At 69.0% G+C, this 23,347-nt stretch carries 25 protein-coding genes; 15 read left to right on the top strand and 10 right to left on the bottom strand.

The genetic code is table 11. The features are described 5' to 3' along the window. Positions 1-20: 20 nt before the first annotated feature. Together AB4Z55_RS22625 and AB4Z55_RS22620 are read right to left on the bottom strand one after the other, a co-directional pair. Positions 21-623, bottom strand: a complete 603-nt coding sequence (locus AB4Z55_RS22625) for a YdcF family protein (RefSeq protein ID WP_239399964.1) — start codon at positions 621-623, stop codon at positions 21-23. 82 nt (positions 624-705) lie between these two features. Beyond that, positions 706-2,175: an NAD-dependent succinate-semialdehyde dehydrogenase gene (locus AB4Z55_RS22620; RefSeq protein WP_369520582.1), complete on the bottom strand. Its 1,470-nt coding sequence runs from the start codon at positions 2,173-2,175 to the stop codon at positions 706-708. A gap of 135 nt (positions 2,176-2,310) precedes the next feature. Between AB4Z55_RS22620 and AB4Z55_RS22615 the strand changes: the two genes are divergently transcribed. From AB4Z55_RS22615 to ccsB, 7 genes are all read left to right on the top strand, one after another. Further along, positions 2,311-3,273 carry an SGNH/GDSL hydrolase family protein gene (locus tag AB4Z55_RS22615; RefSeq protein WP_354560563.1) on the top strand — a complete coding sequence of 321 codons (963 nt, stop codon included), beginning with the start codon at positions 2,311-2,313 and terminating at the stop codon, positions 3,271-3,273. 83 nt (positions 3,274-3,356) lie between these two features. Beyond that, positions 3,357-4,706, top strand: a complete 1,350-nt coding sequence (hemL, locus tag AB4Z55_RS22610) for a glutamate-1-semialdehyde 2,1-aminomutase (protein ID WP_354560561.1) — start codon at positions 3,357-3,359, stop codon at positions 4,704-4,706. Further along, positions 4,706-5,332 (top strand): histidine phosphatase family protein, encoded by a 627-nt coding sequence (locus AB4Z55_RS22605; RefSeq protein WP_004019939.1) that lies wholly within the window; start codon positions 4,706-4,708, stop codon positions 5,330-5,332. Before hemL ends, AB4Z55_RS22605 begins: the two co-directional genes overlap by 1 nt. A 68-nt stretch (positions 5,333-5,400) precedes the next feature. Next, positions 5,401-5,994 (top strand): TlpA disulfide reductase family protein, encoded by a 594-nt coding sequence (locus AB4Z55_RS22600; protein WP_354560559.1) that lies wholly within the window; start codon positions 5,401-5,403, stop codon positions 5,992-5,994. Further along, entirely contained in the window at positions 5,994-6,836 is an 843-nt protein-coding gene (locus AB4Z55_RS22595; RefSeq protein WP_064569633.1) for a cytochrome c biogenesis CcdA family protein, read from the top strand. Before AB4Z55_RS22600 ends, AB4Z55_RS22595 begins: the two co-directional genes overlap by 1 nt. 11 nt (positions 6,837-6,847) lie before the next feature. Further along, positions 6,848-8,575, top strand: coding sequence for a cytochrome c biogenesis protein ResB (locus AB4Z55_RS22590; RefSeq protein ID WP_354560557.1), 1,728 nt, complete (start codon positions 6,848-6,850; stop codon positions 8,573-8,575). Between the two features lie 20 nt (positions 8,576-8,595). After that, positions 8,596-9,615 carry a c-type cytochrome biogenesis protein CcsB gene (gene ccsB, locus AB4Z55_RS22585; protein WP_354560555.1) on the top strand — a complete coding sequence of 340 codons (1,020 nt, stop codon included), beginning with the start codon at positions 8,596-8,598 and terminating at the stop codon, positions 9,613-9,615. Between the two features lie 18 nt (positions 9,616-9,633). Here the strand turns inward: ccsB and AB4Z55_RS22580 are convergent, their stop codons facing one another. The 3 genes from AB4Z55_RS22580 to AB4Z55_RS22570 all read right to left on the bottom strand — a co-directional run bounded on the left by AB4Z55_RS22580 (position 9,634) and on the right by AB4Z55_RS22570 (position 10,760). Continuing rightward, complete coding sequence (locus AB4Z55_RS22580; protein ID WP_004019934.1) at positions 9,634-10,110, bottom strand: helix-turn-helix domain-containing protein; 477 nt, start codon at positions 10,108-10,110, stop codon at positions 9,634-9,636. Positions 10,111-10,233: 123 nt separating this feature from the next. Then, positions 10,234-10,452: a hypothetical protein gene (locus AB4Z55_RS22575; protein WP_064569605.1), complete on the bottom strand. Its 219-nt coding sequence runs from the start codon at positions 10,450-10,452 to the stop codon at positions 10,234-10,236. Between the two features lie 83 nt (positions 10,453-10,535). Then, positions 10,536-10,760: a BldC family transcriptional regulator gene (locus AB4Z55_RS22570; protein ID WP_010842012.1), complete on the bottom strand. Its 225-nt coding sequence runs from the start codon at positions 10,758-10,760 to the stop codon at positions 10,536-10,538. 294 nt (positions 10,761-11,054) lie between these two features. On the opposite strand from AB4Z55_RS22570, the gene AB4Z55_RS22565 reads away from it, so the two are divergent. The 6 genes from AB4Z55_RS22565 (at position 11,055) to AB4Z55_RS22540 (ending at position 16,992) form a co-directional block, all read left to right on the top strand. Then, a complete protein-coding gene (locus AB4Z55_RS22565) occupies positions 11,055-11,327 on the top strand; it encodes a DUF4229 domain-containing protein (RefSeq protein ID WP_231895815.1) in 273 nt (90 codons plus the stop codon). Then, positions 11,324-12,472, top strand: a complete 1,149-nt coding sequence (locus tag AB4Z55_RS22560; RefSeq protein WP_354560553.1) for a PLP-dependent cysteine synthase family protein — start codon at positions 11,324-11,326, stop codon at positions 12,470-12,472. The genes AB4Z55_RS22565 and AB4Z55_RS22560 overlap by 4 nt, the downstream gene beginning before the upstream one ends. A gap of 117 nt (positions 12,473-12,589) precedes the next feature. Beyond that, positions 12,590-13,219: an ABC transporter ATP-binding protein gene (locus AB4Z55_RS22555; RefSeq protein ID WP_354560832.1), complete on the top strand. Its 630-nt coding sequence runs from the start codon at positions 12,590-12,592 to the stop codon at positions 13,217-13,219. Further along, positions 13,219-15,783: an FtsX-like permease family protein gene (locus AB4Z55_RS22550; protein WP_354560552.1), complete on the top strand. Its 2,565-nt coding sequence runs from the start codon at positions 13,219-13,221 to the stop codon at positions 15,781-15,783. The genes AB4Z55_RS22555 and AB4Z55_RS22550 overlap by 1 nt, the downstream gene beginning before the upstream one ends. Before the next feature lie 92 nt (positions 15,784-15,875). Further along, on the top strand, positions 15,876-16,175 hold the full coding sequence (locus tag AB4Z55_RS22545; protein ID WP_064569601.1) for a hypothetical protein: 300 nt from the start codon (positions 15,876-15,878) through the stop codon (positions 16,173-16,175). Next, on the top strand, positions 16,150-16,992 hold the full coding sequence (locus tag AB4Z55_RS22540) for a Clp protease N-terminal domain-containing protein (protein WP_354560550.1): 843 nt from the start codon (positions 16,150-16,152) through the stop codon (positions 16,990-16,992). Before AB4Z55_RS22545 ends, AB4Z55_RS22540 begins: the two co-directional genes overlap by 26 nt. 76 nt (positions 16,993-17,068) lie before the next feature. Here the strand turns inward: AB4Z55_RS22540 and AB4Z55_RS22535 are convergent, their stop codons facing one another. After that, positions 17,069-17,938: a 1,4-dihydroxy-2-naphthoate polyprenyltransferase gene (locus tag AB4Z55_RS22535; protein ID WP_248645534.1), complete on the bottom strand. Its 870-nt coding sequence runs from the start codon at positions 17,936-17,938 to the stop codon at positions 17,069-17,071. A gap of 146 nt (positions 17,939-18,084) precedes the next feature. Here AB4Z55_RS22535 and AB4Z55_RS22530 point away from each other — a divergent pair, with 146 nt between their 5' ends. Next, complete coding sequence (locus AB4Z55_RS22530; RefSeq protein ID WP_354560830.1) at positions 18,085-18,954, top strand: type IV toxin-antitoxin system AbiEi family antitoxin domain-containing protein; 870 nt, start codon at positions 18,085-18,087, stop codon at positions 18,952-18,954. Positions 18,955-18,989: 35 nt separating this feature from the next. On the opposite strand, the gene menE is transcribed toward AB4Z55_RS22530, so the two are convergent. From menE to AB4Z55_RS22510, 4 genes are read right to left on the bottom strand one after another with little or no spacing between them, the layout of a single operon-like run. Further along, the gene (menE, locus tag AB4Z55_RS22525) at positions 18,990-20,156 is read right to left on the bottom strand and encodes an o-succinylbenzoate--CoA ligase (protein ID WP_354560548.1); all 1,167 of its coding nucleotides are present in this window, start codon (positions 20,154-20,156) and stop codon (positions 18,990-18,992) included. Then, on the bottom strand, positions 20,153-20,482 hold the full coding sequence (locus tag AB4Z55_RS22520) for a DUF3349 domain-containing protein (RefSeq protein ID WP_004019921.1): 330 nt from the start codon (positions 20,480-20,482) through the stop codon (positions 20,153-20,155). Before AB4Z55_RS22520 ends, menE begins: the two co-directional genes overlap by 4 nt. Before the next feature lie 28 nt (positions 20,483-20,510). Continuing rightward, entirely contained in the window at positions 20,511-20,792 is a 282-nt protein-coding gene (locus tag AB4Z55_RS22515) for a hypothetical protein (RefSeq protein ID WP_369520581.1), read from the bottom strand. Between the two features lie 3 nt (positions 20,793-20,795). Then, positions 20,796-22,091 carry an inorganic phosphate transporter gene (locus tag AB4Z55_RS22510; RefSeq protein WP_248644762.1) on the bottom strand — a complete coding sequence of 432 codons (1,296 nt, stop codon included), beginning with the start codon at positions 22,089-22,091 and terminating at the stop codon, positions 20,796-20,798. Between the two features lie 143 nt (positions 22,092-22,234). Between AB4Z55_RS22510 and AB4Z55_RS22505 the strand changes: the two genes are divergently transcribed. After that, positions 22,235-23,299 (top strand): LLM class F420-dependent oxidoreductase, encoded by a 1,065-nt coding sequence (locus AB4Z55_RS22505; RefSeq protein WP_004019916.1) that lies wholly within the window; start codon positions 22,235-22,237, stop codon positions 23,297-23,299. The last annotated feature ends 48 nt before the right edge of the window (positions 23,300-23,347 follow it).

Below are 23,347 nucleotides of genomic sequence, written 5' to 3'. Positions count from 1 at the left end.
GGAAGGGTGTCCGTTAGATGCTAGGCGTACGCCGACCGGAACTCGATGCGCGCGTGCTGGTTTCGGGCCGCGTCGCGGAAGTTCTTCATCGCTCGCTCCATGTGGAAGCCGTTGGTCACGATGATGGCGCCGTTGGCGCCCATGGCCTTGAGCATGCCGACGGTGTAGTGGGCGTTCTGCACGGTCGAGGTCGACCGTCCCTCGTTCACCATCTGCCACATGGGGATTCCGCGACGGATGAGTCCGAGATTCATGAACTGCGCCTCGGTGACGGGCAGCCAGTGGGTGTCGCCGCCGGAGACGATAATGCGGTTGAACGGGTGCTTCTTGCCCAGGTTGGCTGCCACGTTCAGGCGGCGCTTGAGCACGTCCGGGGTCTGGCCGAGAACGCCGAACTTGGCACCGAGTACGACGATGTAGCGGGTTCCCGGGCTCTGCCACAGGAAGTTGCTGTTGGGTGTTCCCAGTTCGGAGCTGCCGAGATCGACACTGCCGAAATCGGTGCTGACCGCGGCATTCTGGACATTCGCGACCGGTTCCGACGGTGCGACGGCGATCGCCACCGAAGCGGCGGTGGCGATCGCGGCCGCGGCAGCCGCGGTCGTGAGGGTTCTACGACGCATGGTGACCGAGTGTAAGGATCAGTACGGCCGTGCAGGTATCAGATCGATAACACCTGCATCACTAGTCACATACGTAACACCGTCACGTCAGGGCGATGTACTTCACCGAGAGGTACTCGTCGATGCCCTCGCTACCGCCCTCGCGCCCGATCCCGGACTGCTTGATTCCGCCGAACGGCGCTGCGGCGTCGGAGATCACGCCTCGATTCACCCCCACCATGCCCGAGTCCAGACGCTCTGCGACACGCATGCAGCGCTCGAGATCGCGACTGTAGAAGTACGACGCCAGGCCGTACTCGGTCGAGTTCGCCGCCTCGATGCCGGCGGATTCGTCGTCGAAGGTGCTGATCACCGCGACGGGGCCGAAGATCTCCTCGCGTGTCACCGGCGCGTACGGGTCGACGTTGTCGAGAACCGTTGCCGGATAGAAGAAGCCTCGACCTTCCGGACGTTCACCACCCAACCGCACCCGGGCGCCGTCGGCTACGGCCTGCTCGACCGCCTCGGCGACCTTGTCCCGCTGATCGGCGTTCACCAACGGTCCCAGGGTCACCCCGTCGGAGTACCCCGGGCCCATGCGGACTTCCGACATCTTCGCCACGAGCTTGTCGGTGAACTCCTCGGCGACGCCGGACTGCACCAGGAATCGGTTGGCCGCGGTGCAGGCCTCACCGCCGTTGCGCATCTTGGCGGCGAATGCGCCCTCGACGGCAGCATCGATGTCGGCGTCGTCGAAGACGAGGAACGGGGCGTTGCCCCCGAGTTCCATCGACGTCCGCAGAACGCGATCGGCGGCCTGGCCGAGCAGGCTGCGGCCCACCGGCGTCGAACCGGTGAAGCTGATCTTGCGGATGCGGTCGTCGGTGATGAGCGTCGACGACACGTCTCCGCTCGACGTGGTGGGCAGGACCGACAGCACGCCGGGCGGGAGGCCGGCCTCGGCGAAGGCCTCGGCCAGCGCGAGCATCGTCAGCGGTGTCTCGCGGGCCGGTTTGACGAGGATGACGTTGCCTGCCGCGAGCGCGGGGCCGATCTTCCGCGTCCCCATCGCGAGCGGGAAGTTCCACGGGGTGATCGCCAGGCACGGCCCGACCGGTTGGTGGGCCACCAGGATGCGCCCGTTGCCGGCCGGTGCCGGACTGAATCGACCCCCCACGCGCACGGCTTCTTCGGCGAACCAGCGCAAGAACTCGAGGCCGTAGGTGGTCTCGGCGCGACTGTCGGGCAGGGCGCGGCCGAGTTCGAGGGTCATCAGCATGGCGATGTCGTCGGCGCGGTCGGTGAGCAGTTCGAAGGTCCGGCGGAGGATCTCCCCGCGCTCACGTGGCGCGGTGGCCGCCCAGTCCGCCGACGCGGCGACGGCGGAATCGAGAGCGCGGCGGGCGTCGGCGACTCCTGCGTCGGCGACCGCGACAAGCGACTCCTCGGTCGCGGCGTCGTGGACCTCGAAGGTCGCGCCGTCGGCGGCCGGGGTGGACCGACCGTCGATCCAGAGTCCGGTGGGCACGCCGTCGAGCACGGCCTGCGGGTCGAGAATCTCCTTGTCGCTCATGCGCATTCACATCCTCGTCACTCGGCTGCGGGACTCCGCCCGGAGCGGAGGTCCCCTCGGCGCACCACGCTACTCGCGTGGGCCGGGGACTGGTCGATGGTTGCCGACGGGCTCCGCCGCACGCAGGATGGCGGGATGAACGCACGCAGGTTCGGCGATCGACGTCCACGGCGACTGATCCGGTCCGGACTCGTGCTGCTCGTGGCGGGCACCGTCCTCGCCGGATGCGCACAGTCGACGCAGAACGATGCACAGTCGACGGAAACACCTGCACGGTCGACGCAAACGCCCGCACAGTCGACGGAAACGCCTGCACAGTCGACGGAAAACGACGCACGGTCGACGAAGCACGTCAACCTCGGCGACAGTTTCAGCGCCGGGACCGGCGTGAGCCCGCTCGAGGCGGACTCACCGATCTACTGCCAGCGGTCGTCGAAGAACTACGCGCACATCGTCGCCGTGGACGAGGACTTCGACCTCACGGACGTCAGCTGCGCGGGCGCCGACACCGACGACTTCCGGGAGGCGCAGCACCAGGGCGTACCGCCGCAGCTCGACGCCCTCGACGACGACACCGACGTGGTGACGCTGATGATCGGTGGCAACGACAAGCAGACCTATGGCCGGGCGATCCGGCTCTGCAGCGAACTCGCCGACGTCGACCGCTCGGGGGCGCCGTGCACCGATCGCTATGGGAGTTCGCTGATCGACCCGGTCGCCGCCGACATCTACCCGGCCGTCCGGCAGGCGTTGCGCGACGTCCGGGACCGCGCGCCGAACGCCCGCATCTTGTTGACCGGTTACCCGTGGCTGCTTCCGCCGACCGTCGGCTGCTACCCCGAGATGCGTCTCGCCGAAGGTGACGTGCCGATGATCCGCGAACTGCAGACGGCGCTGAACACCTACGGGCGGCGGGCGGCGGAGGACGAGGGGGTGGAGTTCGTCGACATGTCCCAGGTGTCCGAAGGTCACGACGCCTGTGCCGGCGACGAACGGTGGATCGAGCCGATGACCACGGCGGGCCCCGGCGCGGTGCACCCCAACGAGCAGGGGCAGGCGGCGATCGCCGAGCAGGTGCGCAAGGCGCTCGCGGGATAGTCCGGCCACCGCACGACCACGTTCCGACACCTCTGACCAGCGAGGATTTGGGTCACCCGGTGCCGTTTGGAACACTGTAGGCCGTGACTCCTTCCGCTGCTGCCACGCCTGCTCCCGGAACGGCCGCCTCCGCCGCGCTGTTCACCCGTGCGACGCAGGCCATCCCGGGTGGCGTCAACTCCCCGGTGCGCGCGTTCTCCGCGGTCGGCGGGACCCCGCGCTTCATCTCCTCCGCAGCCGGGTGCCGGCTCACCGACGCCGACGGCAACGACTACGTCGACCTCGTCAGCTCGTGGGGTCCGATGATCCTGGGACACGCACACCCGGCCGTCGTCGAGGCGGTCCGTGAGGCGGCCACCGGCGGTCTGTCCTTCGGTGCGCCCACCGAGGCCGAGATCGAACTCGCCGAGGAGATCATCGGCCGCGTCGATCCCGTCGAGCGTGTCCGGCTGGTGAACTCCGGCACCGAGGCGACGATGTCGGCGATCCGGCTCGCCCGCGGGTACACCGGCCGCTCCAAGATCATCAAGTTCGCCGGCTGCTACCACGGTCACGTCGACGCGTTGCTGGCCGCCGCGGGTTCCGGCGTCGCCACGCTCGGCCTGCCGACCAGCCCCGGTGTCACCGGCGCGTCGGCACACGACACCCTCGTCCTGCCCTACAACGACCTCACCGCCGTCGCCGACGCCTTCGCCCAGTTCGGCGACGACATCGCCGCTGTCATCACCGAGGCGGCGGCCGGGAACATGGGCGCGGTCGCGCCGGTGGAGGGCTTCAACGCCGGACTGCGCGACCTGACCCGACGCCACGGCGCGTTGCTCATCATGGACGAGGTCATGACCGGCTTCCGGGTGAGCCCGAGCGGCTGGTACGGGCTCGAGGGCGTCGCCGGCGACCTCTACACCTTCGGCAAGGTGATGAGCGGGGGACTGCCCGCCGCCGCGTTCGGCGGCCGGGCCGACGTGATGGAACGGCTCGCGCCGACCGGGCCGGTCTACCAGGCCGGCACGCTGTCGGGGAATCCCGTCGCGGTCGCCGCCGGGCTCGCGACCCTGCGCCACGCCGACGTCGAGGTCTACCGCACGCTCGACGCCAACGCCGACCGGCTCGGGGCGCTGCTGCACGAGGCCCTGACCGCGGCCGGGGTGGCCCACCGCGTGCAGAAGGCGGGCAGCCTGCTGAGTGTGTTCTTCACTACCGACCCGGAGATCCCGATCGTCGACTACGCCGGCGTCTCGGCCACCGAGACCTGGCGGTTTGCGCCCTTCTTCCACGCTCTGCTCGAGCGCGGCGTGTACGCACCACCGAGCGCCTACGAGGCCTGGTTTGTGTCCGCGGCGCTCGACGAGGATGCTTTCTCGCAGATCGCCGATGCGCTGCCCGCGGCAGCGCAGGCGGCCGCGACCGCAGCCACACCGGGGGACAACGCCTGATGCACACGATCGTCCACATGATGCGCCACGGAGAGGTCGACAACCCGGACGGCATCCTCTACGGCCGTCTGCCCGGTTTCCGCCTCTCCGGCGACGGCCAGGCACAGGCACGCAAGGTCGCCGACGCGCTCGCCGACCACGACGTCAAAGCCGTGTTCGCCTCGCCGCTGCAACGTGCGCAGGAGACGGCCACGCCGATCGCCGCCGCACACGGCGTCCCCATCCTGACCAACGACGACCTCATCGAGGCCGAGAACGTCTTCGAGGGCCTCAAGGTCTCGGTCGGCGACGGTGCGCTGAGCAAACCGCGGCACTGGCCGAAGCTGCGTGACCCGTTCACACCGTCCTGGGGTGAGCCCTACATCCAGCTCGCGCACCGCATGCTCGCCGCGGCCAACACGGCGCGCGACGCGGCCCGCGGACACGAAGCCGTCTGCGTCAGTCACCAGCTGCCCGTCTACACGCTGCGCCGGTTTCTCGAAGGTCAGCGTCTGTGGCACGACCCGCGTCGCCGGCAGTGCTCGCTGGCCTCGCTGACCAGCCTGATCTACGACGACGACGCGCTCGTCGACATCATCTACTCCGAACCGGCCGGGGCCTCGGACCCGCTCGCCACCGGTGCGTGAGCCGGCTGTGACAGAAGTCCCGCTCGCTGCGCTCCCGGCGACAGAAAAAGAAGTGAAGGTCTGACGTAGTGCGCAAGTTCCTCCTGCCGGCGATGTTGTCGGCCCTGGTCATGCTGATCGCCGGCTGCAGCACCGGCGACGACGCGGTCGCGCAGGGGAATACCTTCCAGTTCGTCTCGCCGGGCGGACAGACCGTCATCACCTATGTGCCCGACGAGCGCAAGCCGATCGCCGATGTCACCGGCGAAGACCTGGTCTCCGGGCAACCGCTGTCGCTGTCCGATGACCGCTTCGCCGGCAAGGTCGTCGTCGTCAACGTGTGGGGATCATGGTGCGGCCCCTGCCGCGGCGAGGCCGACGACCTCGAGCGCGTCTACGAACGCAACCGCGCCGACGGGGTGGAGTTCCTCGGCATCAACCTGCGTGACGACCGCGAGTCCGCGAAGGACTTCGTCATCGACCGCAACGTCGGATTCCCGTCGATCTACGACTTCCCGGGCATGTCGCTCGCCGCGCTGACCACGCCCACCTCGGTGGTGCCGACGACGATCGTGCTCGATCGGGAGCACCGTCCGGCGGCGGTGTTCCTGAAGGCGATCTCCGACAACGAGCTCGACGAGGTCGTCAAGCGCGTCGTGGCCGAGCCGGCAGGGTCGGTGTGATGCTCGCGTCCACCCTGCAGCCGTCCACCTCGGAACCGGCGACCCTGATGCTCGCCTCGTCGATCGGCGACACATTCGCCGACACCGTCTCCAGCGGACCGCTTCTACTCGCCGTCGCCGCCTGCCTGCTCGCCGGACTCGTGTCCTTCGCCTCTCCGTGCGTCGTCCCGCTCGTCCCGGGTTACCTGTCGTACCTCGCGGGTCTCGTCGGGGCGGAGGCGCCCGCGGTGAAGGTGGGCGAGAGCGCGAAGAGCGGCCGCTCGCGCGTCGCGCTCGCGGCGGGCCTGTTCGTCCTCGGCTTCACCGTCGTCTTCGTCGCCGCCACCGCCACCGTCCTCGGCGTGACGAGCACCTTCGTGCTGAATCGTGAACTGCTGCAACGCATCGGCGGTGTCGTCACCATCGCGATGGGCCTGGTGTTCATCGGTCTCATCCCGGCGCTGCAGCGCGAGGTCCGCTTCGAGCCGCGGCGGGTCTCGAACATCGTCGGGGCGCCGTTGCTCGGTGCGGTCTTCGCGCTCGGCTGGACACCGTGCCTCGGACCGACCCTGGCCGCGGTGATCGCCACCGTCAGCGGAACCGAGGGGTCGACGGCGGCCAAGGGTGTGACCCTCATCGTCGCGTACTGCCTCGGCCTGGGCCTGCCCTTCGTGGTGCTGGCGTTCTCCTCGGCGTGGGCCCTGCGCAGTCTCGGCTGGCTCCGTCGGAACGCCCGCGCGATCCAGGTGGTCGGCGGGGTCCTGCTGATCGGGGTCGGCGTCGCCCTGCTGACCGGCTGGTGGGACCAGTTCATCGTCTGGGTCCAGGTCCGCTTCGTCACCGACACCCAACTACCGATCTGAGTGCTGGACCCATGACCGATCTGACCGACCGCCCGCAGGTGGACACCCCCGAGCCGGCCCCGAAACCCCACTGGGCCCGTCGTCGTCTGCTGTGGCCGCTGCGCAACCTGTGGCGTTCGCTGACCTCGATGCGGACCGCGCTGATCCTGCTGTTCCTGCTCGCGCTCGCCGCGATCCCCGGTGCGCTGCTCCCGCAGCGTGAGCTCAACGAGCAGAAGACCCTCGAGTACATCGCCGCCCGCGGTCAGCTCGGTGTCTGGATGGACCGTCTGCAGCTGTTCGACGTCTTCTCCAGCGCCTGGTTCACCGCCATCTACGTGCTGTTGTTCATCTCGCTGGTCGGCTGTCTGACGCCGCGGATGGTCGAGCACTTCCACAGCCTGCGCGCGAAGCCCGTCGCCGCACCGCGCAACCTGTCCCGTCTGCCGCGGCACGTCACCCACACCGTCGACGGCGACCCCGAAACCGTCGCGCGCCGGATCGACGGCCGGTTGCGCGGCTGGCGACGCGAGGTCGTGGTCCGCGAGCCGAGCAAGGCATACCCGGACGGATGCGTCGAGGTGTCCGCCGAGAAGGGCTACCTCCGCGAGTTCGGCAACCTCGTCTTCCACTTCGCCCTGCTGGCGTTGCTGGTCTCGATCGCGCTGGGCAAGATGTACGGCTACGAGGGCACCCGCAGTCTCGTCGCCGACGGTGAGCAGGGGCTGTGCAACACCTCGACCGCCGTCTACGACTCGTTCCGCGCCGGCAACCTGGTCGACGGCACGGACCTGTCGCCCTTCTGCTTCCGCGTCGACGACTTCTCGGCGACCTTCTTGCCCAGCGGCCAGCCCGACATGTACGACGCCACCATCCGGTACGCCGCGGGCAGCGATGGCAGCGTGGGCAACCTCGGTGACCCCGCCGGCTGGGCGACCACCTCGGTGCGGGTCAACGAACCGCTGCGCGTCGCGGGTGATCGCGTCTACGTGCTGGGCAACGGCTTTGCACCGACGTTCACGGTGACCTTCCCCAACGGGGAGAAGCGCACGCAGACGACGCCGTTCGTCCCCGACGAACTCCAGACGATGCTGTCGTCGGGGGCTGCCCGCTTCGACACCCCGGCGGGCCTCTATCCCGACGCCGACACCCGTCGCAAGAACCAGATCGCCCTCGAGGGCCTGTTCGCGCCGACCGCGTCGTTCCACGGTTCGCTGCTGACCTCGTCGTCGCCGGAACCCGACGACCCCTTCGTCGCCATCCGGATCTTCAAGGGCGACACCGGTCTCGACACCGGCAAGCCCCAGAACGTCTACTCGCTCGACCAGGACCTCATCGAGCAGGGCCGTCTCCAGCGTCAGGCCCAGGTGAACCTCGGAGTCGGTCAGAGCCACACCCTGGCCGACGGCACGACGGTGACCTTCGACGGTTACGAGCGCTGGGTGTCGGTGCAGGTCTCGCACGATCCCGCCCAGGTCTGGGTGCTGGTGAGCTCGATCGTGATGCTCGGCGGCCTGCTGGTGTCGCTGCTGATCCGTCGCCGGCGCATCTGGGCGCGGCTGGTCCCGGTTCCGGCCGCGAGCTCGCAAGCCGACGGCGATGGTCGGGCCGATACGCAACGACGTACTGTAGTAGAGATTGCCGGGCTGGCGCGTACCGATCAGGCCGGCTGGGGTGAGGGCTTCGACGAGCAGGCGGCCGATCTCGTGGCCGGCGACGCCGACGCACCCGCCTCGCGGCGGACGACCCGGCGGCTCTAGCAGCCGGCGAAAGGAAGCACATGAACTCCGAAGCTCCGGCGATGCCGATCGACGAGACGCTCGCGCGGTACTCCGACCTGCTGTACGGCACCGCCATGACGGTCTATGTCGTCGCGGTCATCTTGTTCCTGGGTGCGCTCGCCGCGGTCCGGGGTCGGCGTCTCGAGCAGAAGCAACTGGTCAACGCCGGTGCGAGCGGGACGGAGGCCCGGATGCCGGGTCGCGTCGACGAGTCGTCGCGGCGGACTCTCGGTGAGAAGCTCGGCAACATGGGGCTGCCGGTCGTGGTCGTCGGACTCGTCGCCCACATCGGGTCGATCGTGCTGCGCGGTATCGCGACCGACCGCGCACCCTGGGGCAACATGTACGAGTTCATCTCGATGACGTGTGCCGCGGGCGTGCTCGCCGGACTGGTCATCCTGCGCAAGCGCGAACACCGTCCGCTGCTCTCGTTCGTGCTGTTGCCCGTGATCCTGCTGATGTTCATCGCCGGCCGGTGGCTCTACACCCAGGCGGCACCCGTCGTGCCCGCCTTGAAGTCGTACTGGCTCGCTGTACACGTGTCGATCATCTCGGTGTCGTCGGGCATCCTCTTGGTGTCGGGTGTCGCGAGCATCCTCTACCTGATCAAGATGCGCTGGGCGGCGAACTCGCCCGACGACTCCGCCGCGGTCTCCACCCGTCCGGGTCTCGCGGGTGCGGTCCGTCGTGTCGTCGAGCACCTGCCGTCGGCCGAACAGCTCGACCGGCTGGCCTACAAGTGCGTGGTGATCGGCTTCCCGCTCTTCGGACTCGGAGTCATCTGCGGTGCCATCTGGGCCGAGGCGGCCTGGGGCCGGTTCTGGGGCTGGGACCCCAAGGAGACGGTGTCCTTCATCGCGTGGGTGATCTACGCGGCCTACCTGCACGCGCGCGCGACAGCGGGCTGGCGCAACAACGCCGCGGCCTGGATCAACGTCGCCGGATTCGTGGCGATGCTGTTCAACCTGTTCATCATCAACCTGGTCGTGTCGGGCCTGCACTCCTACGCGGGTCTGTAGGAGGCCCGGGCGGCGCCGTCAGCCGGGGGTGTCGCTCGGGGTGTTCTCTTCGGCCTTCTTGGCCAACGCCTGCGCCTTGACCAGTTTGAGCAGATCGATGAGCGCGTCGATGGTGTCCGGGCAGAGCGAACCCATGTCGATCCCGGACAGATGGCTGCCGGTGACCTGGAGCATCTCGACGTAATTCTGTTGCTGCCGAACACGTTCGAGATCTTCGTCGGGGTTCGACAGGAAGTACGTGACGCTCACGTCGAAGGCGCGGGCGATGGCCTCGACCGTCCGGAACGACGGGGTGCGGGCCTTGCCGGTGCGTAGCTGGGAGATATAGGCGTCGGACAGCGAGTAGCCGAGCCGGTTGGCCTTCTCGGCGATCTTCTTGCCGGTATATCGAATGCCGTTCTCGTCACGACTGTGCTCGAACAGGTAACCGATCTTCTCGGCGAAGCTCAGGTCGTCGTCGGTCGACGTCCCTCGCGGAGATCGTCCCGGGTTCAACGGCGCCTTCTCTCGGATCAGCCATCGGGGAATCGATGGTGAAGTGGACGATACCCTACCCATGGGTATGTTCCGCAGAGGCGTTCTGAACCTGGTCTCAGCTTTTCTGCCGAGCGTCACGCCTCAGATCTCGTCCCCGTCGGTGCCGTTGGTGCCGCGGGTGCGATTGTCGAGGTCGCGGAGAAAATCGGGGTCGTCGTCGGGGCCGAGAGGGCCGCGCGGACGGGGGCGGCGGGGGCCGGACGAGGGGGTGTCACCGGACTCGTCGGAGTGGGGTCCGAAGGCGCGCCACATGAGGAAACCGATGGCGAGCAGACCCAGAACGGCGAACAGATAGATCATGACAACCTCCCGTCGTCCAGCGTACGTGAGATGCCTGCGAGGTCAGGGCGAACGCCCGGCGGCGAGCGGGCCGTACCCGCGGATCAGTGCGTGCGGCGGTTGAGCAGCGCGACGACGTCCTCTTCGCGAAAGCGTCGATGACCGCCCGGGGTGCGGATCGAGCCGAGGATGCCCGAGCTCGCCCAGCGCGCGACCGTCTTGGGGTTCACGTTGAACATCGCGGCGACCTGGCCGGGGGTCAGCGTGTGCTGGCTGGCGAGTCCCGGGGTGATGTAGGTGGCGGGCGGTGCGGTCTCGATGCTGGTCATGATTCCCCCTGGCGTGTTGGAGTGCTCGGTCGGTGCGCCGAAGCTGGCGAAGCGGCTCTGCACGTGGTGGATGAGTTCTTCATGAATACACGCAAATCGCCCAGGTACTCGAACCGTCAGCGGGAGGTAAAGAGCGTGCAAAGGCCCGCGACCTGCGGGAGCGCGACGACCGCCCAGTACGCTGAGGGGGTGAGTGAAGCGCACGACCCCACCCCAGGCAAGAAGGCCACGCCCGACGAGGCCACCCCCACATCGACCGCCGCGGACACCGCGCCTCAGGCGGGCGGGCGTCCGATGACCCTGGCGGTCGCACTGTTCCTGTACACGTTCGCGCGGCTGCTGCTCGTCACCGCGGTCGTCGTGATCATCATGGTCGGCGGCCGCCTGGTCGACGTCGAGGTGCCCTTCCTGGTGGCCGCGGTGTTCGGTGTGCTGATCGCTCTTCCGCTCGGCATGGTCCTGTTCAAGACCCTGCGTCTCAAGGTGAACAGCGAGATCGCGGCGCTCGAGGCCGGTCGCCGGTCCAAGCACGACGATCTGCAGGCACGGCTCCGCGGCGACAAGTGAGGCCGACGCGGCTCGTCGACCGCCGCGCCGACCGCGCCTGGACGCAGAACGCCATCCGCCTCATCGAGGCCGACGGCCGACGCAGTGCCGACACCCATCTGCTCCGCGTCGCGTTGCCCGCATGGTCGCGCTGGACCGAATCCGAGGACACCGGGCCCGCCGGGGACGCGGGTCGCGAGGTCGGCGTGGACCTCTACGTGAAGGACGAGTCGACCCATCCCACGGGATCGCTGAAGCACCGGTTGGCTCGCTCGCTGTTCCTCTATGCGCTGTGCAACGGGTGGGTCGTCGAGGGCACGCCGGTGATCGAGGCGTCGTCGGGGTCGACGGCGGTCAGCGAGGCCTATTTCGCCGAGCTGATCGGCGTGCCGTTCATCGCGGTCATGGCGCGCAGCACCTCGCCCGCGAAGACGGCGCTGATCGAACGCCACGGCGGGCGGTGCCATTTCGTCGACCATCCCGGTGAGGTCTACGCCGAGGCGCTGCGTCTCGAGGCCGAGCTCGGCGGCCACTTCATCGATCAGTTCACGATGGCCGAGCGTGCGACCGACTGGCGCGGCAACAACAACATCGCCGAGTCGATCTTCGCCCAGCTGGCCGAGGAAGAACACCCCGTGCCCACGTGGATCGTCGTCGGGGCCGGTACGGGTGGCACGTCGGCGACCCTGGGCCGATATGTGCGGTACCGACGCCACGACACCTGGCTGGCAGTCGTCGATCCGGAGAACTCGGTGTTCCTGCCGGCCTACGAGTCGGCCGACGGCACGCTGACCGCCGAGACCGGCTCGCGCATCGAGGGGATCGGGCGCCCGCGGGTCGAGCCGTCGTTCATCTCGCAGGTCATCGACCGCATGATCGGTGTGCCCGACGAGGCGTCCGTCGCGACCGCCCGCCGCGTGAGCGATCTCCTCGGCCGTCGCGTCGGCGGGTCCACCGGCACCAACATGTGGGGAGCCTTCTCGCTCGTGGCCGAGATGGTCGCGGCGCGTACGCCGGGCAGCATCGTCACGCTGCTCTGTGACTCCGGGGACCGGTACGCGACCACCTATTTCGACGACGACTGGCTGGCCGCCAACGCGTTCGCCCTCGGCCCCGCCGAGGCGGTGCTCGACGAGTTCTTCGCCACCGGTCGCTGGACCGCCTGAGACCCGGGCCGGACGCCGCGGGTGGGCTACGATCCGGGGGTGTCGAAGGAACCCGGGCGTACGCCCGGCACCGGAAGTGCCCTGGTGGAGGCGGTCGATCTGGTGCGCGAGTACCAGATGGGCGACGAACGGGTCCGCGCCCTGGACGGTCTGAACCTCTCGATCGACGGCGGACAGTTCGTGTCGGTGGTCGGCCCGTCGGGCGCGGGCAAGAGCACCCTGCTGCACGTGCTCGGAGCTCTCGACACCCCGACATCGGGGCGGATCAGCATCGACGGGGTCGACCTCGGCTCTCTCGACGACACCGCCGCCTCGGAGTTCCGGCGCAATCGCGTCGGGTTCATCTTCCAGTTCTTCAACCTCGTGCCGACGATGTCGGCGTGGGAGAACGTCGCGCTGCCGCGCCTGCTGGACAACCAGTCGTTGCGCAAGGCGAAACCTCTTGCGGTGGAACTGCTTCGGCGGGTCGGTCTCGGCGATCGGGTCGATCACCGGCCTTCGGAGCTGTCTGGCGGTCAGATGCAGCGAGTCGCGATCGCCCGCTCGCTCATCATGGACCCGACGATCCTGCTCGCCGACGAACCGACCGGCAACCTGGACTCCAAGACCGGTGAGGCGGTACTCGAACTGCTCTCCGAGGTCGCCCACGACACCCCCGACCGGTTGGTGGTGATGGTGACCCACGATCCGAAGGCGGCCGCGGTCGCCGATACCACCATCACGGTCCGCGACGGAAAGATCGCCTAGTGGCGGGACGGGGTTCCCCGGCGTCCGCCTTGGTCGCCGGCCTCACGCGGATCCGGCTGCTCAACCTCCGCGAGATCCGCACCCACCGGTTGCGCCTGCTCACCTCGCTGGCGGTGGTGGTCGTGTCGTCGGCGCTGCTGAACGCGGTGCTCGGGACGTACGGGTCGGCGTCGGAATCGGTGCGGGACTTCAACAATGCGGTGTCCGGGGTCGCCGACATCGAGGTCGCCGGCATCACCGACACCGGCATCGACGAGTCGCTGGCCGGCGAGATCCGACGCGATGTCGATGCGGCGGCCGCCGTCGTGCCGATGATCCGCGGGTCGGTCGTCGTCGACGGCTCCGCCGTACCGCTGCTCGGCTCCGATCAGCGCGTCACCCAGCTCTCGGGCAGCCTGCGAGGCGCCCTGCAGCAGGAGCGAGCCGGGGCCGGTCCGGGGACCGTCGATCTCGATCGCCTGCGAACCGGTGTCTTCGTCGGTCCCGGCCTCGGTCTCGAGCGCGGAGACCGGTTGACGGTCAACGGGATCGAGGTCGAGGTGCTCGAGGTCGTCGACAACGAGCAGGCCGCCGGTCTCAACAACGGCCGCTTCCTCTTCGCCTACGTCGATCTCGCGCAACGACTCGCCGGACTCGACGGCCGGCTCGACTCGATCCTCGTCGTGACCGAACCCGGCGCCGACGTGGGCGCGGTCCGCTCGCAGGTGCAGGGCATCGTGGACGGTCGCGCGGTGGTCGTCGATCCCGACTTCCGCGCCAAGCAGGCCGAGGTCGCGAGTTCGGTGACCCGCGATGCGACGCTGCTGGTCTCGCTGGTGTCACTGGTGATCGCCGCCTTCCTGGTGTTCAACACGATGAACATGGCGGTGGCCTCGCGGCGCCGGTCGCTCGCGATGATCCGTGCGCTGGGCGCCAAGCGATCTCACCTCGTCGGCGACATGCTCGGCGAGGCCGCGCTGATGGGTCTCGTCGGGGGCGTACTCGGCATCCCGCTCGGGATCCTGGCCGGGCGGGCCGTGATCAGCAGTCTGCCGGAACCACCCGCCGACTCCGTCGGCACCGTCATCGAGTATCACTTGCCCGGTTACGCGCCCGCGGCCGCGGTCATCGCCTGTGTGGTGGCGTGTGTCGCGGCCACGACGCTGGCCGCGCGGGCGGTGTTCGCGGTCTCACCGGTGGAGGCGATGGCTCCCGTCGAGGTGTCGGACTCCGCGTCGCGTCGTGGTCCCGCGGTGGTGATCGCCGCCGTGCTCGGCGTCGCCGGTCTCATCGCGTCGTGGGTGGTCGTGTCGACCGTGCCGGGGCGGCCGGCCATCGTCGCCGGGGTCTTCTATCTCGTCGGCGCACTGCTTCTGTGCTTCGCGTTGTCGAAACCGTTGGCCTGGGCGGTGGTTCGGGTCGCGCGCTGGTTCGGCGGTCCCGGACAGCTCGCCTCGGTGAACACCGAGCGTGCCCCGCGGCGCGCATGGGCGACCCTGATGACGGTCGCGGTGGCCATCGCCGTCGGGATGGGGACATCGGGAGCGCTGGACAACCTGGTCTCCTCGATGTCGAAATCGCTCGACGGGCTGGGGGATCCGGACTTCTACGTGTCGTCGACGTCGGCCGCGAGCCTGCCCCTCGGGCCGATCCTGCCGGCGGCGCTGGCCGAACGCGTGGCGGCGGTTCCTGGCGTGACCGAGGTGATCGGCGGTCAGTGGGCCGCGGTGAACATCGGCGAGAGCAAGGCGAATGTGCAAGGGCTCGAGCCGGGTTCGCGCGCGCCGTTCATGCGCAAGGCGTCGCCGGAAGCGGTGGCCGACGTGCTCGCCGGGGACGGCATCCTGATGTCGAACGTCCTCGCCCGTGCGCTGGACGTGACCACCGGCGAGACCGTGGAACTCGCGACACCCAATGGCCCACGGCAGACGGTCGTGCGCGACACCGTCGATTACGTCTCGCTCGACTCCGGGGTGGCGGCGATGTCCCAGGAATTGCTGGGGGAGTGGTTCGATCGCGACGGTGACACCTACCTGCAGGTGATCACCTCGCCCGATGCCGACCCCGATGTCGTCCGCCGGGACCTCGAGTCGTTGGTGGCAGGCGTCCCGACGACGGGCAACAAACCGATCAGTGTCTACAGCGGCGCCGAGGCCCTCGCGGCCACCCAGGCCACCGTCGAGCAGGCGGGCGCATTCGCGGTCGCGATCCAGTGGATCGTCGCCGGCGCGGCCGCGATCGCACTTCTCAACACGTTGCTGCTGTCGGTCCTCGAACGACGCCGCGAACTGGGCGTCCTACGGGCGATGGGCGCCTCCCGCAGGTTCGTCTCCCGCACGGTGCTCGCCGAGGCGGGCGCGGTCGCCCTGGTCGGGTCGATGGTCGGCGTCGTCCTCGGTGCCGCCATGCATCTGCTCAGCAACCAGATCCTGACCATCACGACGTCGCTGACCGTGCTGTACTCGCCACGACCGTCGGCCCTGCTCTTCGTGAGCATCGCGGTGGCGTTGTGCCTGGTCGGTGCGTTCGTTCCCGCGGTTCGTGCCGGTCGGATGAACATCAGCGAGTCGATTCAGAACGAGTAGTCGGGGTCCGCACACCCGACCGTGGCAGATCCCGCGCATCCCGCGTGTCAATAATTCTTGACATTGGCAAGATGTCAACATAACCTGACAACATGCACGACGACCACAGCACCGACACCGCACCCGACGCATCGAGCGCCGAGCTGGCCGGAGACGCCGCGAGCGGCGATCCGGCGAGGGGTCTGGCCGCGGTACGCGCCCTGCGCACCCTGGCCGACCGACTCGAGGACGTGCAGGTGGCCAACGCCCGTGCCAACGGGTGGAGCTGGCAGGCGATCGCCGAAGTGCTGCAGATCAGCCGACAGGCCGTGCATCAGAAGCACTCACAACGTGAGGCCCGCGCGAGCGGGCCAGAAGGAGACACAGATGTTCGAGCGAATCAGTCGCGATGACAAGATGCTGCTGGCTTTCGCCACGCAGGAGGCCGGCGACCTGGGTCACCGGCAACTCGGTAACGACCACCTGATCCTGGGCATGCTCTGCAACGCCCGCAGTCCGCTGTTCGCGCTGCTCGCCGACCAGGGGTTGGCGCTGTCGTCGGCCCGGGAAGCGGTGCGGAAGTACCACGACGAGCACGCCGATCGATCCGACACACCCGAGACCGGCGACGACGAGTCGGGTCGAGAACGCTACGAGGAGGACCGAGAGGCCCTGCGCAGCATCGGGATCGACCTGGACAAGGTCCGGGAGGCGGTGCGCGGGCGGTTCGGTGAGGACCTGTCCGACGGCTGGGGCGAGCGCGCCGAGCGCGGTCCCCGGGGTCGTGGTCACGGACGCGGTGGGGACGGACGACGGGGCCACGGGCACCGGCACGGCCATGGTCGCGGTCGCGGCCCCCGGCCCGACTGCGGTCCCGAGGGTTTCGGACCGGGCCCCTTCGGTCCCGGTCCCTGGGGCCAGGGTTTCGGCCCGGGTCCGGGCGGACCGTTCGCCGGGGAGGGACCGTGGGAGCCGGGTCGCGGCCGGCGCGGACCGCGGGGTCGGGGCTCCCGGCCGCGTTTCGCGACCGACACCCGGGACGCCTTCGGCCGAGCCATGGAGATCGCGCGCGAACGAGGTGACCGACGCCTCCGCGCCGAGTATCTCCTGCTCGGGATCATCGACACCGCCGACGACGCGTCACAGGCGCTGATCGGGTCCGCGACCACGGCCGCGGAACTCCGCGCCGCCGTCGTGGCGAGCCTGCCCGACGTCGAGGCCCAGGTCTGATCGCGGACAACGCATTCCGGATGTGCCCGTCGCACGAGAACTGGTGCGGCGGGCCCATCCGCGTCGCGGGCCCGGCCTAGGTGAGCGCGAGCGTGACCGCCGTGACGACCGCCCAGGCGAGCATCGCCTTGCCGGTCGTACCGATCGACGGGATCAGCCCGGGGCCGGCCGCGCCCGTGCGCACCGGTGTGTAGGCCTGCCAGAGCAGCGGGAACGTCACCAGGCCGAGCAGCGCCCAGGGGGTCGCGAACGCCAGGACCACGCTCATCGCGAGCGGGGTCAGGAGCAGTACGGCAAACAGGATGCGGGTCCGGGCGTCGCCGAGGCGGACGGCGAGCGTGATCTTGCCGGATTCGGTGTCGCTGGGGATGTCTCGGAGATTGTTGACGACCAGCACGCTGCTCGAGATCGCGCCGATGCCGACCGCGCAGGCGAGTCCGACCCAGTCGACGCGGCCCGAGGAGACGTACTGAGTGCCGAGGACGGCGACGAGCCCGAAGAAGGTGAACACCGCGACCTCACCCCACCCGGCGTACCCGTAAGGGCGTTTGCCGCCGGTGTAGAACCAGGCGCCGGCGATGCAGATCGCCCCGACCAGCACGAGCCACCAGGCGGTCGCGATCGCGAGGACCAGCCCGCAGACCGCGCCGATCCCGAAGCACAGGAACGCGGCGGTCTTCACCGCCTTCGGCGACGCCGCCCCCGACCCGACCAGGCGCATCGGGCCGACGCGGTCGTCGTCGGTTCCGCGCACACCGTCGGAGTAGTCGTTGGCGAAGTTCACGCCGATGATGAACGCGACGGCCACCGCAAGTGCGAGGACGGACTTCCACCACGTCACGTCGCCGGAGTGCAGCGCCGCGCCGACACCGGCCACGACCGGCGCGATCGCGTTGGGGAGCGTGCGTGGGCGAGCGCCCTGGATCCACTGCTGAGGGGTAGCCACGGAGTTCATCGTGTCACGGGGTCGGACGGGTGCGGCGGCGGCCCGGCAGGTGTAGAGCTTCGTTGCGTCTGGCGCGACGACACACTACATCTGCGAGGGGTCGTCGAGCGATGGAACCAGTTGCGGTGCCGGTGCGTCTGAGTTCCATGCGACTTCCGGCGGAATTTCGGAACCTGGCCCTCGGCCAGGATGGTGTGGTCACCGCGGCCGATGCCCGCGCGCATGGCATCGATCGGTCGACGGTGCACCGTCGGGTGCATGCCGGCGAGTGGATATCCGTGCATCGCAGCATCTACCGACTCGCCGACCATCCGGAGACCGACCGCTCGCGAATCCGGACCGCGACGCTGGCCGTCGGTGTCCACGCGGTCCTCTCGGGGCTCGCTGCGGCGTGGTGGCACGGGATCGTCGATGCCCCGCCCGTCACGCCGACGGTCACCGCACTCCGCGGACGTCACGGTGGTCCGGTGGCAGGAGTGCGAATCCTCAATCGTGCGCTCGACGACGCGGATGTTGCCGTTCGAGAGGGTCTTCCGGTCACCGGGGTGGCGCTGTCCGCCTTGGAGGGCGCGTTGGAGGGCGGCGTCGAGGTCATCGACTCGGCTCTCGTGAAGCGGCGAACGACGGTCGAGCGTCTCGTCGAGGCCTACGGGCGTCGACGACGCTGCATCGGCGCGGCCGACATGGGTGTCCTGATCGCGCTGCTCGAGACCGGTGCGCGGTCTGCTGCCGAGCGTCTCGCGGTGGAGGTGATGCGAGGCGCGGGTCTCAGCGGCTGGGCAGCCAACCATCCGAGTTGCGGGTACGAGATCGACTTCGCCTTCCCGGATCGGATGGTGGCGGTGGAGATCGACGGCTTCGCGTTTCACCGCGACGCCGCCACCTTCCAGCGTGACCGGACTCGACGCAACGCACTCATCGCGGCCGGCTGGACGGTGCTGAACTTCACGTGGGGTGACCTCTGCGACCGAGCCGAGTACGTGGTGACAACGATTCGGCACGCGACCTGCGGGTAGATGTAGTACTTCGTTGCGCCCAGCGCAACGACGCACTACGTCTGGGAACCGAAGCGGGTCCGCAACGCGCGACGGTCGTACTTGCCGGGCCCGCGGAGGGGGAGCGCGTCGAGTTCGACGATCCGCCGGGGTGCCGCGTAGCGGTCGAGTCGTTCGGTGACCGATCCGCGAATACGGTTGACGTCGAGCCGTTCTCCGGGACGGACCACCACGAACGCGGTCACCGCCTCGCCGAGCCGATCGTCGGGGAGCCCGACGACGACGCATTCGGCGACCGCCGGGTCGTCGGCGATCACGGCCTCGACGACCTGCGGTACGACGGTCAGCCCGCCGGTCGAGATGGCCTCGTCGGCCCGGCCGACGATGCTGAGCAGCCCGGCCTCGTCGAGGACCCCGAGATCGTCGGTCCGGAACCAGCCCGGCTCGGCGAAGGCCGGATGGTCGGGCAGATTGCGGTATCCGCGGGCCACGACGGGACCACCGAGCAGGACCCGTCCCACCCCGTCGGGTGCCGGATCGGCGATGCGGACCGCGACGCCGTCGAGGGGGTGCCCGTCGTAGACGCAACCGCCTGCGGTCTCGCTCATCCCGTACGTCGCGACGATCGGCAGCCCCTCGTCGACTGCTCTGTCCCACAACGGCTTCGGGGTCGCCGCGCCACCGACGAGGATCGCGTCGAGCGCCCGCGAGGCGGATGTGGCGTCGGGATGGTCGAGAACCTTGACGAGCTGGGTGGGAACCAGCGAGGTGTATCGCCGCGGGCCGTCGAAGTCGCGTACGGCACGGGCGTACACATCGGGGTCGAAACCGGCGCGCATGTCCAGGACAACCGGCGTCTGCCCGGCCGTCAGCGCGCGGAGGAGGACCTGCAGACCGGCGATGTGGTGAGGTGCGAGCGCCAGCAACCAGTTCCCGGGCCCGCCCAGGTGGTCGGCGGTGGCCCGCGACGACGCGGCGAGGGTCGCGGGGGAGTGCTGCGCACCCTTGGGGGTGCCCGTCGATCCCGATGTCGAGACGACGAGGGACACGGGATCGTCGATCGGTGTGTCCGCGTGCAGGGCCGACCCCAGTTCGGAAGCGGCGCGGGCGTCGTCGGGTACGGGTAGGAAGGCCGACGAGCCGTCGAGGATCGCCCGCAGATCGTCGACGCGGTCGAGGACCGCGGGTGTCGACGGCAGGGGCAGCGGTCGCAGGGTTCTCACGACGGTTCCCCGTCGGTCGAACCAGGATCGTCGCTGAACGGCCACCCGCGGGCGACGAGGTGTGCGCGCACCCGCGAGATGTCGTCCTCATGCGGTAGTTCGTGCGTGTAATGGGTGATCTTGACCCCGGCGTCGACCCGGGAGATCGGTTCGGGCGGAGGGGCGGACTCGCGGACCAGCTCCGCGGAGACCTGCGTCACCTCGTCGTCGGTGAGCTGGCGGCGCAGCAATGCCACGAGGGGTATGTAGTCGGTCTGTGGGACGCCGTCGGGGTAGCCGGCGCGCAACCACTCCATGACCTTCTGCAGAAGCGTCGGGCGGTCCACGGGTGTCTCCGATCAGAAGCGGGGACGGTCACTTGTAGCCGAACGGGAAGATCTTCACGCCGGTGTAGTAGAAGATCGTCTGCCGGGTGATCCAGAGGATTCCGACGACGATCACCAGGATGACGACGCCGAAGATCACATACGCCAGGGGCTTCAGCACAGGATGCGGGCCGGAGGTGGTGCCGTCGGCCTCGACGGACCCGTTGCTCAGCGTCTGCAGGCGCAGTCCGACGGCGAACAGGGCGGGAAGACCGGCTCCCAGCACCAGTCCGACGAGAAGGACCTTACCGATGGCCTCGACGGTCTCCATTTCTCAGGTGCTCCTCTCCGGGTCGTGCTGGACGATGATCTCGGCCGGGATGACCGGCGGCAACGGGAGTCCGGTGTCGCCCTCCTCGGCCGCGACCGCTTCCTCCCATTCCTCTCCGACGCGGGCCTCCCCCTCCCAGGCGTCGTTGACGTTCTCGTGGTCGACCTTGTTCTCCTGCGCGCGCCAGTACATGTAGCCCGATGCGACGACCAGGATCGCGAAGATGATGAGCGCGCCGGTGACGTCCCCGAACAGGTGCGCGATGAAGTAGCACGCGGCACCGACCGCGCCGGCGGCGGGCAGCGTCGTCACCCAGGCGACGGCCATCCGGCCGGCCACCGACCAGCGGACCTGGGCGCCCTTGCGGCCCACCCCCGAGCCGAGGATCGAGCCGGTGGCGACCTGGGTGGTCGAGAGCGCCATACCCGCCGCACTCGAGGTGAGGATGATTGCGGCCGACGACGCCTCGGCGGCCATGCCCTGCGGCGAGGTGATCTCCACGAGCCCCTTGCCCAGGGTGCGGATGATCCGCCAACCGCCCAGATAGGTGCCGATCGCGATGGCCGCCGCACAGCTGAAGACCACCCAGACGGGGAGTCCGTGGCTCACGCTGGACGCGTCGAGGTGCCCGGTCGCGATGAGCGCCATCGCGATCACACCCATCGTCTTCTGGGCGTCGCCGGTGCCGTGCGCGAGGGAGACGAGCGACGCGGTGGCGACCTGTCCGTAGCGGAAGCCGGTCTCTTTCTCCCGATCAACGATCCGGCGGGTGATGGCGAAGACAAACCAGGTCCCGCAGGCCGCGACGAGGCATGCGATCACGGGCGCGAAGAGTGCCGGGATGAGGATCTTGGAGGTGATCCCGGACCAGTTGATGCCGCTCACCCCGATCGCCGCCAGGCCCGAGCCGATCAGCCCGCCGAACAGGGCATGGGACGAACTCGACGGCAGGCCGAACAGCCACGTGACGAGGTTCCACAGGATGCCGCCGATGAGTCCGGCGAAGATGATCAGCAACGCCGTGGGCGCCGACAGCCCGGGCACCAGTTCGCCTGCCTCCGATCCGGAGGTCTGCTGGATCTTCAGCACGTCCTTGGTGATCGTCGCCGCGACCTCCACGGACAGGAAGGCGCCGACCAGGTTGAGTACGGCCGACAGCCCGACGGCGACCTTGGGCTTGAGGGCGCCGGTGGCGATCGAGGTCGCCATCGCGTTGCCGGTGTCGTGGAAGCCGTTGGTGAAGTCGAAGCCGAGGGCTGTGATCACCAACAGCACCAGGATCAGCATCTCGCCGCTCATGGTGACGATTGTGAGTCCTGACGCCCTCGTTCACCTAAAAACCCGGCACACTTCCGGTGAACGAGACCGGGACCGCGGGCGGGCCTATCGAACGTTCAACAGACCCTCGGAAACCGGTCGTCGCTGTGGAAGAATCCGACGGCATGACACCGATGAAGCTGGGCATGCCGATCAACTACGCGGGCGACTTCCGCGAGACCATCAACAACCTCGCGGACTTCGAGGCCGCGGGTGTGCAGCGCATCGCGGTTCCGGAGGCCTACAGTTTCGACGCCGTCTCCCAGCTCGGGTACATCGCGGCCAAGACCGAGACGATGGAACTGCAGACCGCGATCCTGCCCATGTACTCGCGGACGCCCACCAACCTGGCGATGACCGCGGCGGGCCTGGACTACATCAGCGGCGGCCGCGCGGTGCTCGGCATCGGCGCATCGGGCCCCCAGGTCATCGAGGGGTTCCACGGGGTCAAGTACGACTACCCGCTCGGTCGCGCCCGCGAGCACGCCGAGATCTGCCGAATGGTCTGGCGTCGCGAGAAGCTGGACTACCAGGGCAAGCACTACACACTGCCGCTCGACGAAGAGCACGGCGGCTCGGGTCTCGGCAAGTCACTGAAGATCATCAATCATCCGGTGCGCGACAACATCCCGCTGCTCCTCGCCGCCATCGGCCCGAAGAACATCGAGCTGGCCGCCGAGATGTTCGACGAGCTGCAGCCGATCCTGTTCCACCCGGAGCAGATCGATGCGGCCTTCGGCGAATCGCTCGCGGCGGGTAAGGCCAAGCGGGACGCGTCGCTGGGCGATCTCGGCATTGTCGTCCAGGCGACCGCACGCATCTCCGAGGACGCCGAACAGATCGACAACGCCAAGCAGCTCGTGCGCCATCACGCCGCCCTGTACATCGGCGGGATGGGCGCGCGCGGCAAGAACTTCTACAACCAGCTGGCCATCCGGTACGGCTACGCCGACGAGGCGAAGTTGATCCAGGATCTCTACCTCGACGGCAAGAAGATGGAGGCCGCCGCCGCCGTTCCCGAGGACCTCGTCACGTCCATGTCGCTGATCGGGTCCAAGACACAGGTCGCCGAGCGGGTCGCGGCGTTCCGTGAGGCCGGCGTCACCTGCATCCTCGCCTCGCCCACCGCACCGACCCACGCCGAGCGGGTCGCCGAGGTCGAGCACCTGCGCGACGTCTTCGGCGGCTGATCTCCCTCGACGAGTTTCACCGATCACGGCGGCCTGTCCTGTACAGGC

This window comes from Gordonia sp. ABKF26 (genome assembly GCF_041103195.1).
Lineage (GTDB): Bacteria > Actinomycetota > Actinomycetes > Mycobacteriales > Mycobacteriaceae > Gordonia > Gordonia terrae.
The sequence above is the reverse complement of the archived record's forward strand: the minus strand, read 5'-3'. Positions and strand labels throughout refer to the sequence as shown.

Coding starts and splice junctions, on each gene's coding strand:
- AB4Z55_RS22625 (WP_239399964.1), bottom strand. CDS start 623: ATGCGTCGTAGAACCCTCACGACCGCGGCTGCCGCGGCCGCGATCGCC.
- AB4Z55_RS22620 (WP_369520582.1), bottom strand. CDS start 2,175: ATGAGCGACAAGGAGATTCTCGACCCGCAGGCCGTGCTCGACGGCGTG.
- AB4Z55_RS22615 (WP_354560563.1), top strand. CDS start 2,311: ATGAACGCACGCAGGTTCGGCGATCGACGTCCACGGCGACTGATCCGG.
- AB4Z55_RS22605 (WP_004019939.1), top strand. CDS start 4,706: ATGCACACGATCGTCCACATGATGCGCCACGGAGAGGTCGACAACCCG.
- AB4Z55_RS22595 (WP_064569633.1), top strand. CDS start 5,994: ATGCTCGCGTCCACCCTGCAGCCGTCCACCTCGGAACCGGCGACCCTG.
- AB4Z55_RS22590 (WP_354560557.1), top strand. CDS start 6,848: ATGACCGATCTGACCGACCGCCCGCAGGTGGACACCCCCGAGCCGGCC.
- ccsB (WP_354560555.1), top strand. CDS start 8,596: ATGAACTCCGAAGCTCCGGCGATGCCGATCGACGAGACGCTCGCGCGG.
- AB4Z55_RS22575 (WP_064569605.1), bottom strand. CDS start 10,452: ATGATCTATCTGTTCGCCGTTCTGGGTCTGCTCGCCATCGGTTTCCTC.
- AB4Z55_RS22570 (WP_010842012.1), bottom strand. CDS start 10,760: ATGACCAGCATCGAGACCGCACCGCCCGCCACCTACATCACCCCGGGA.
- AB4Z55_RS22565 (WP_231895815.1), top strand. CDS start 11,055: ATGACCCTGGCGGTCGCACTGTTCCTGTACACGTTCGCGCGGCTGCTG.
- AB4Z55_RS22555 (WP_354560832.1), top strand. CDS start 12,590: ATGGGCGACGAACGGGTCCGCGCCCTGGACGGTCTGAACCTCTCGATC.
- AB4Z55_RS22545 (WP_064569601.1), top strand. CDS start 15,876: ATGCACGACGACCACAGCACCGACACCGCACCCGACGCATCGAGCGCC.
- AB4Z55_RS22540 (WP_354560550.1), top strand. CDS start 16,150: ATGTTCGAGCGAATCAGTCGCGATGACAAGATGCTGCTGGCTTTCGCC.
- AB4Z55_RS22530 (WP_354560830.1), top strand. CDS start 18,085: ATGCGACTTCCGGCGGAATTTCGGAACCTGGCCCTCGGCCAGGATGGT.
- AB4Z55_RS22515 (WP_369520581.1), bottom strand. CDS start 20,792: ATGGAGACCGTCGAGGCCATCGGTAAGGTCCTTCTCGTCGGACTGGTG.
- AB4Z55_RS22510 (WP_248644762.1), bottom strand. CDS start 22,091: ATGAGCGGCGAGATGCTGATCCTGGTGCTGTTGGTGATCACAGCCCTC.
- AB4Z55_RS22505 (WP_004019916.1), top strand. CDS start 22,235: ATGACACCGATGAAGCTGGGCATGCCGATCAACTACGCGGGCGACTTC.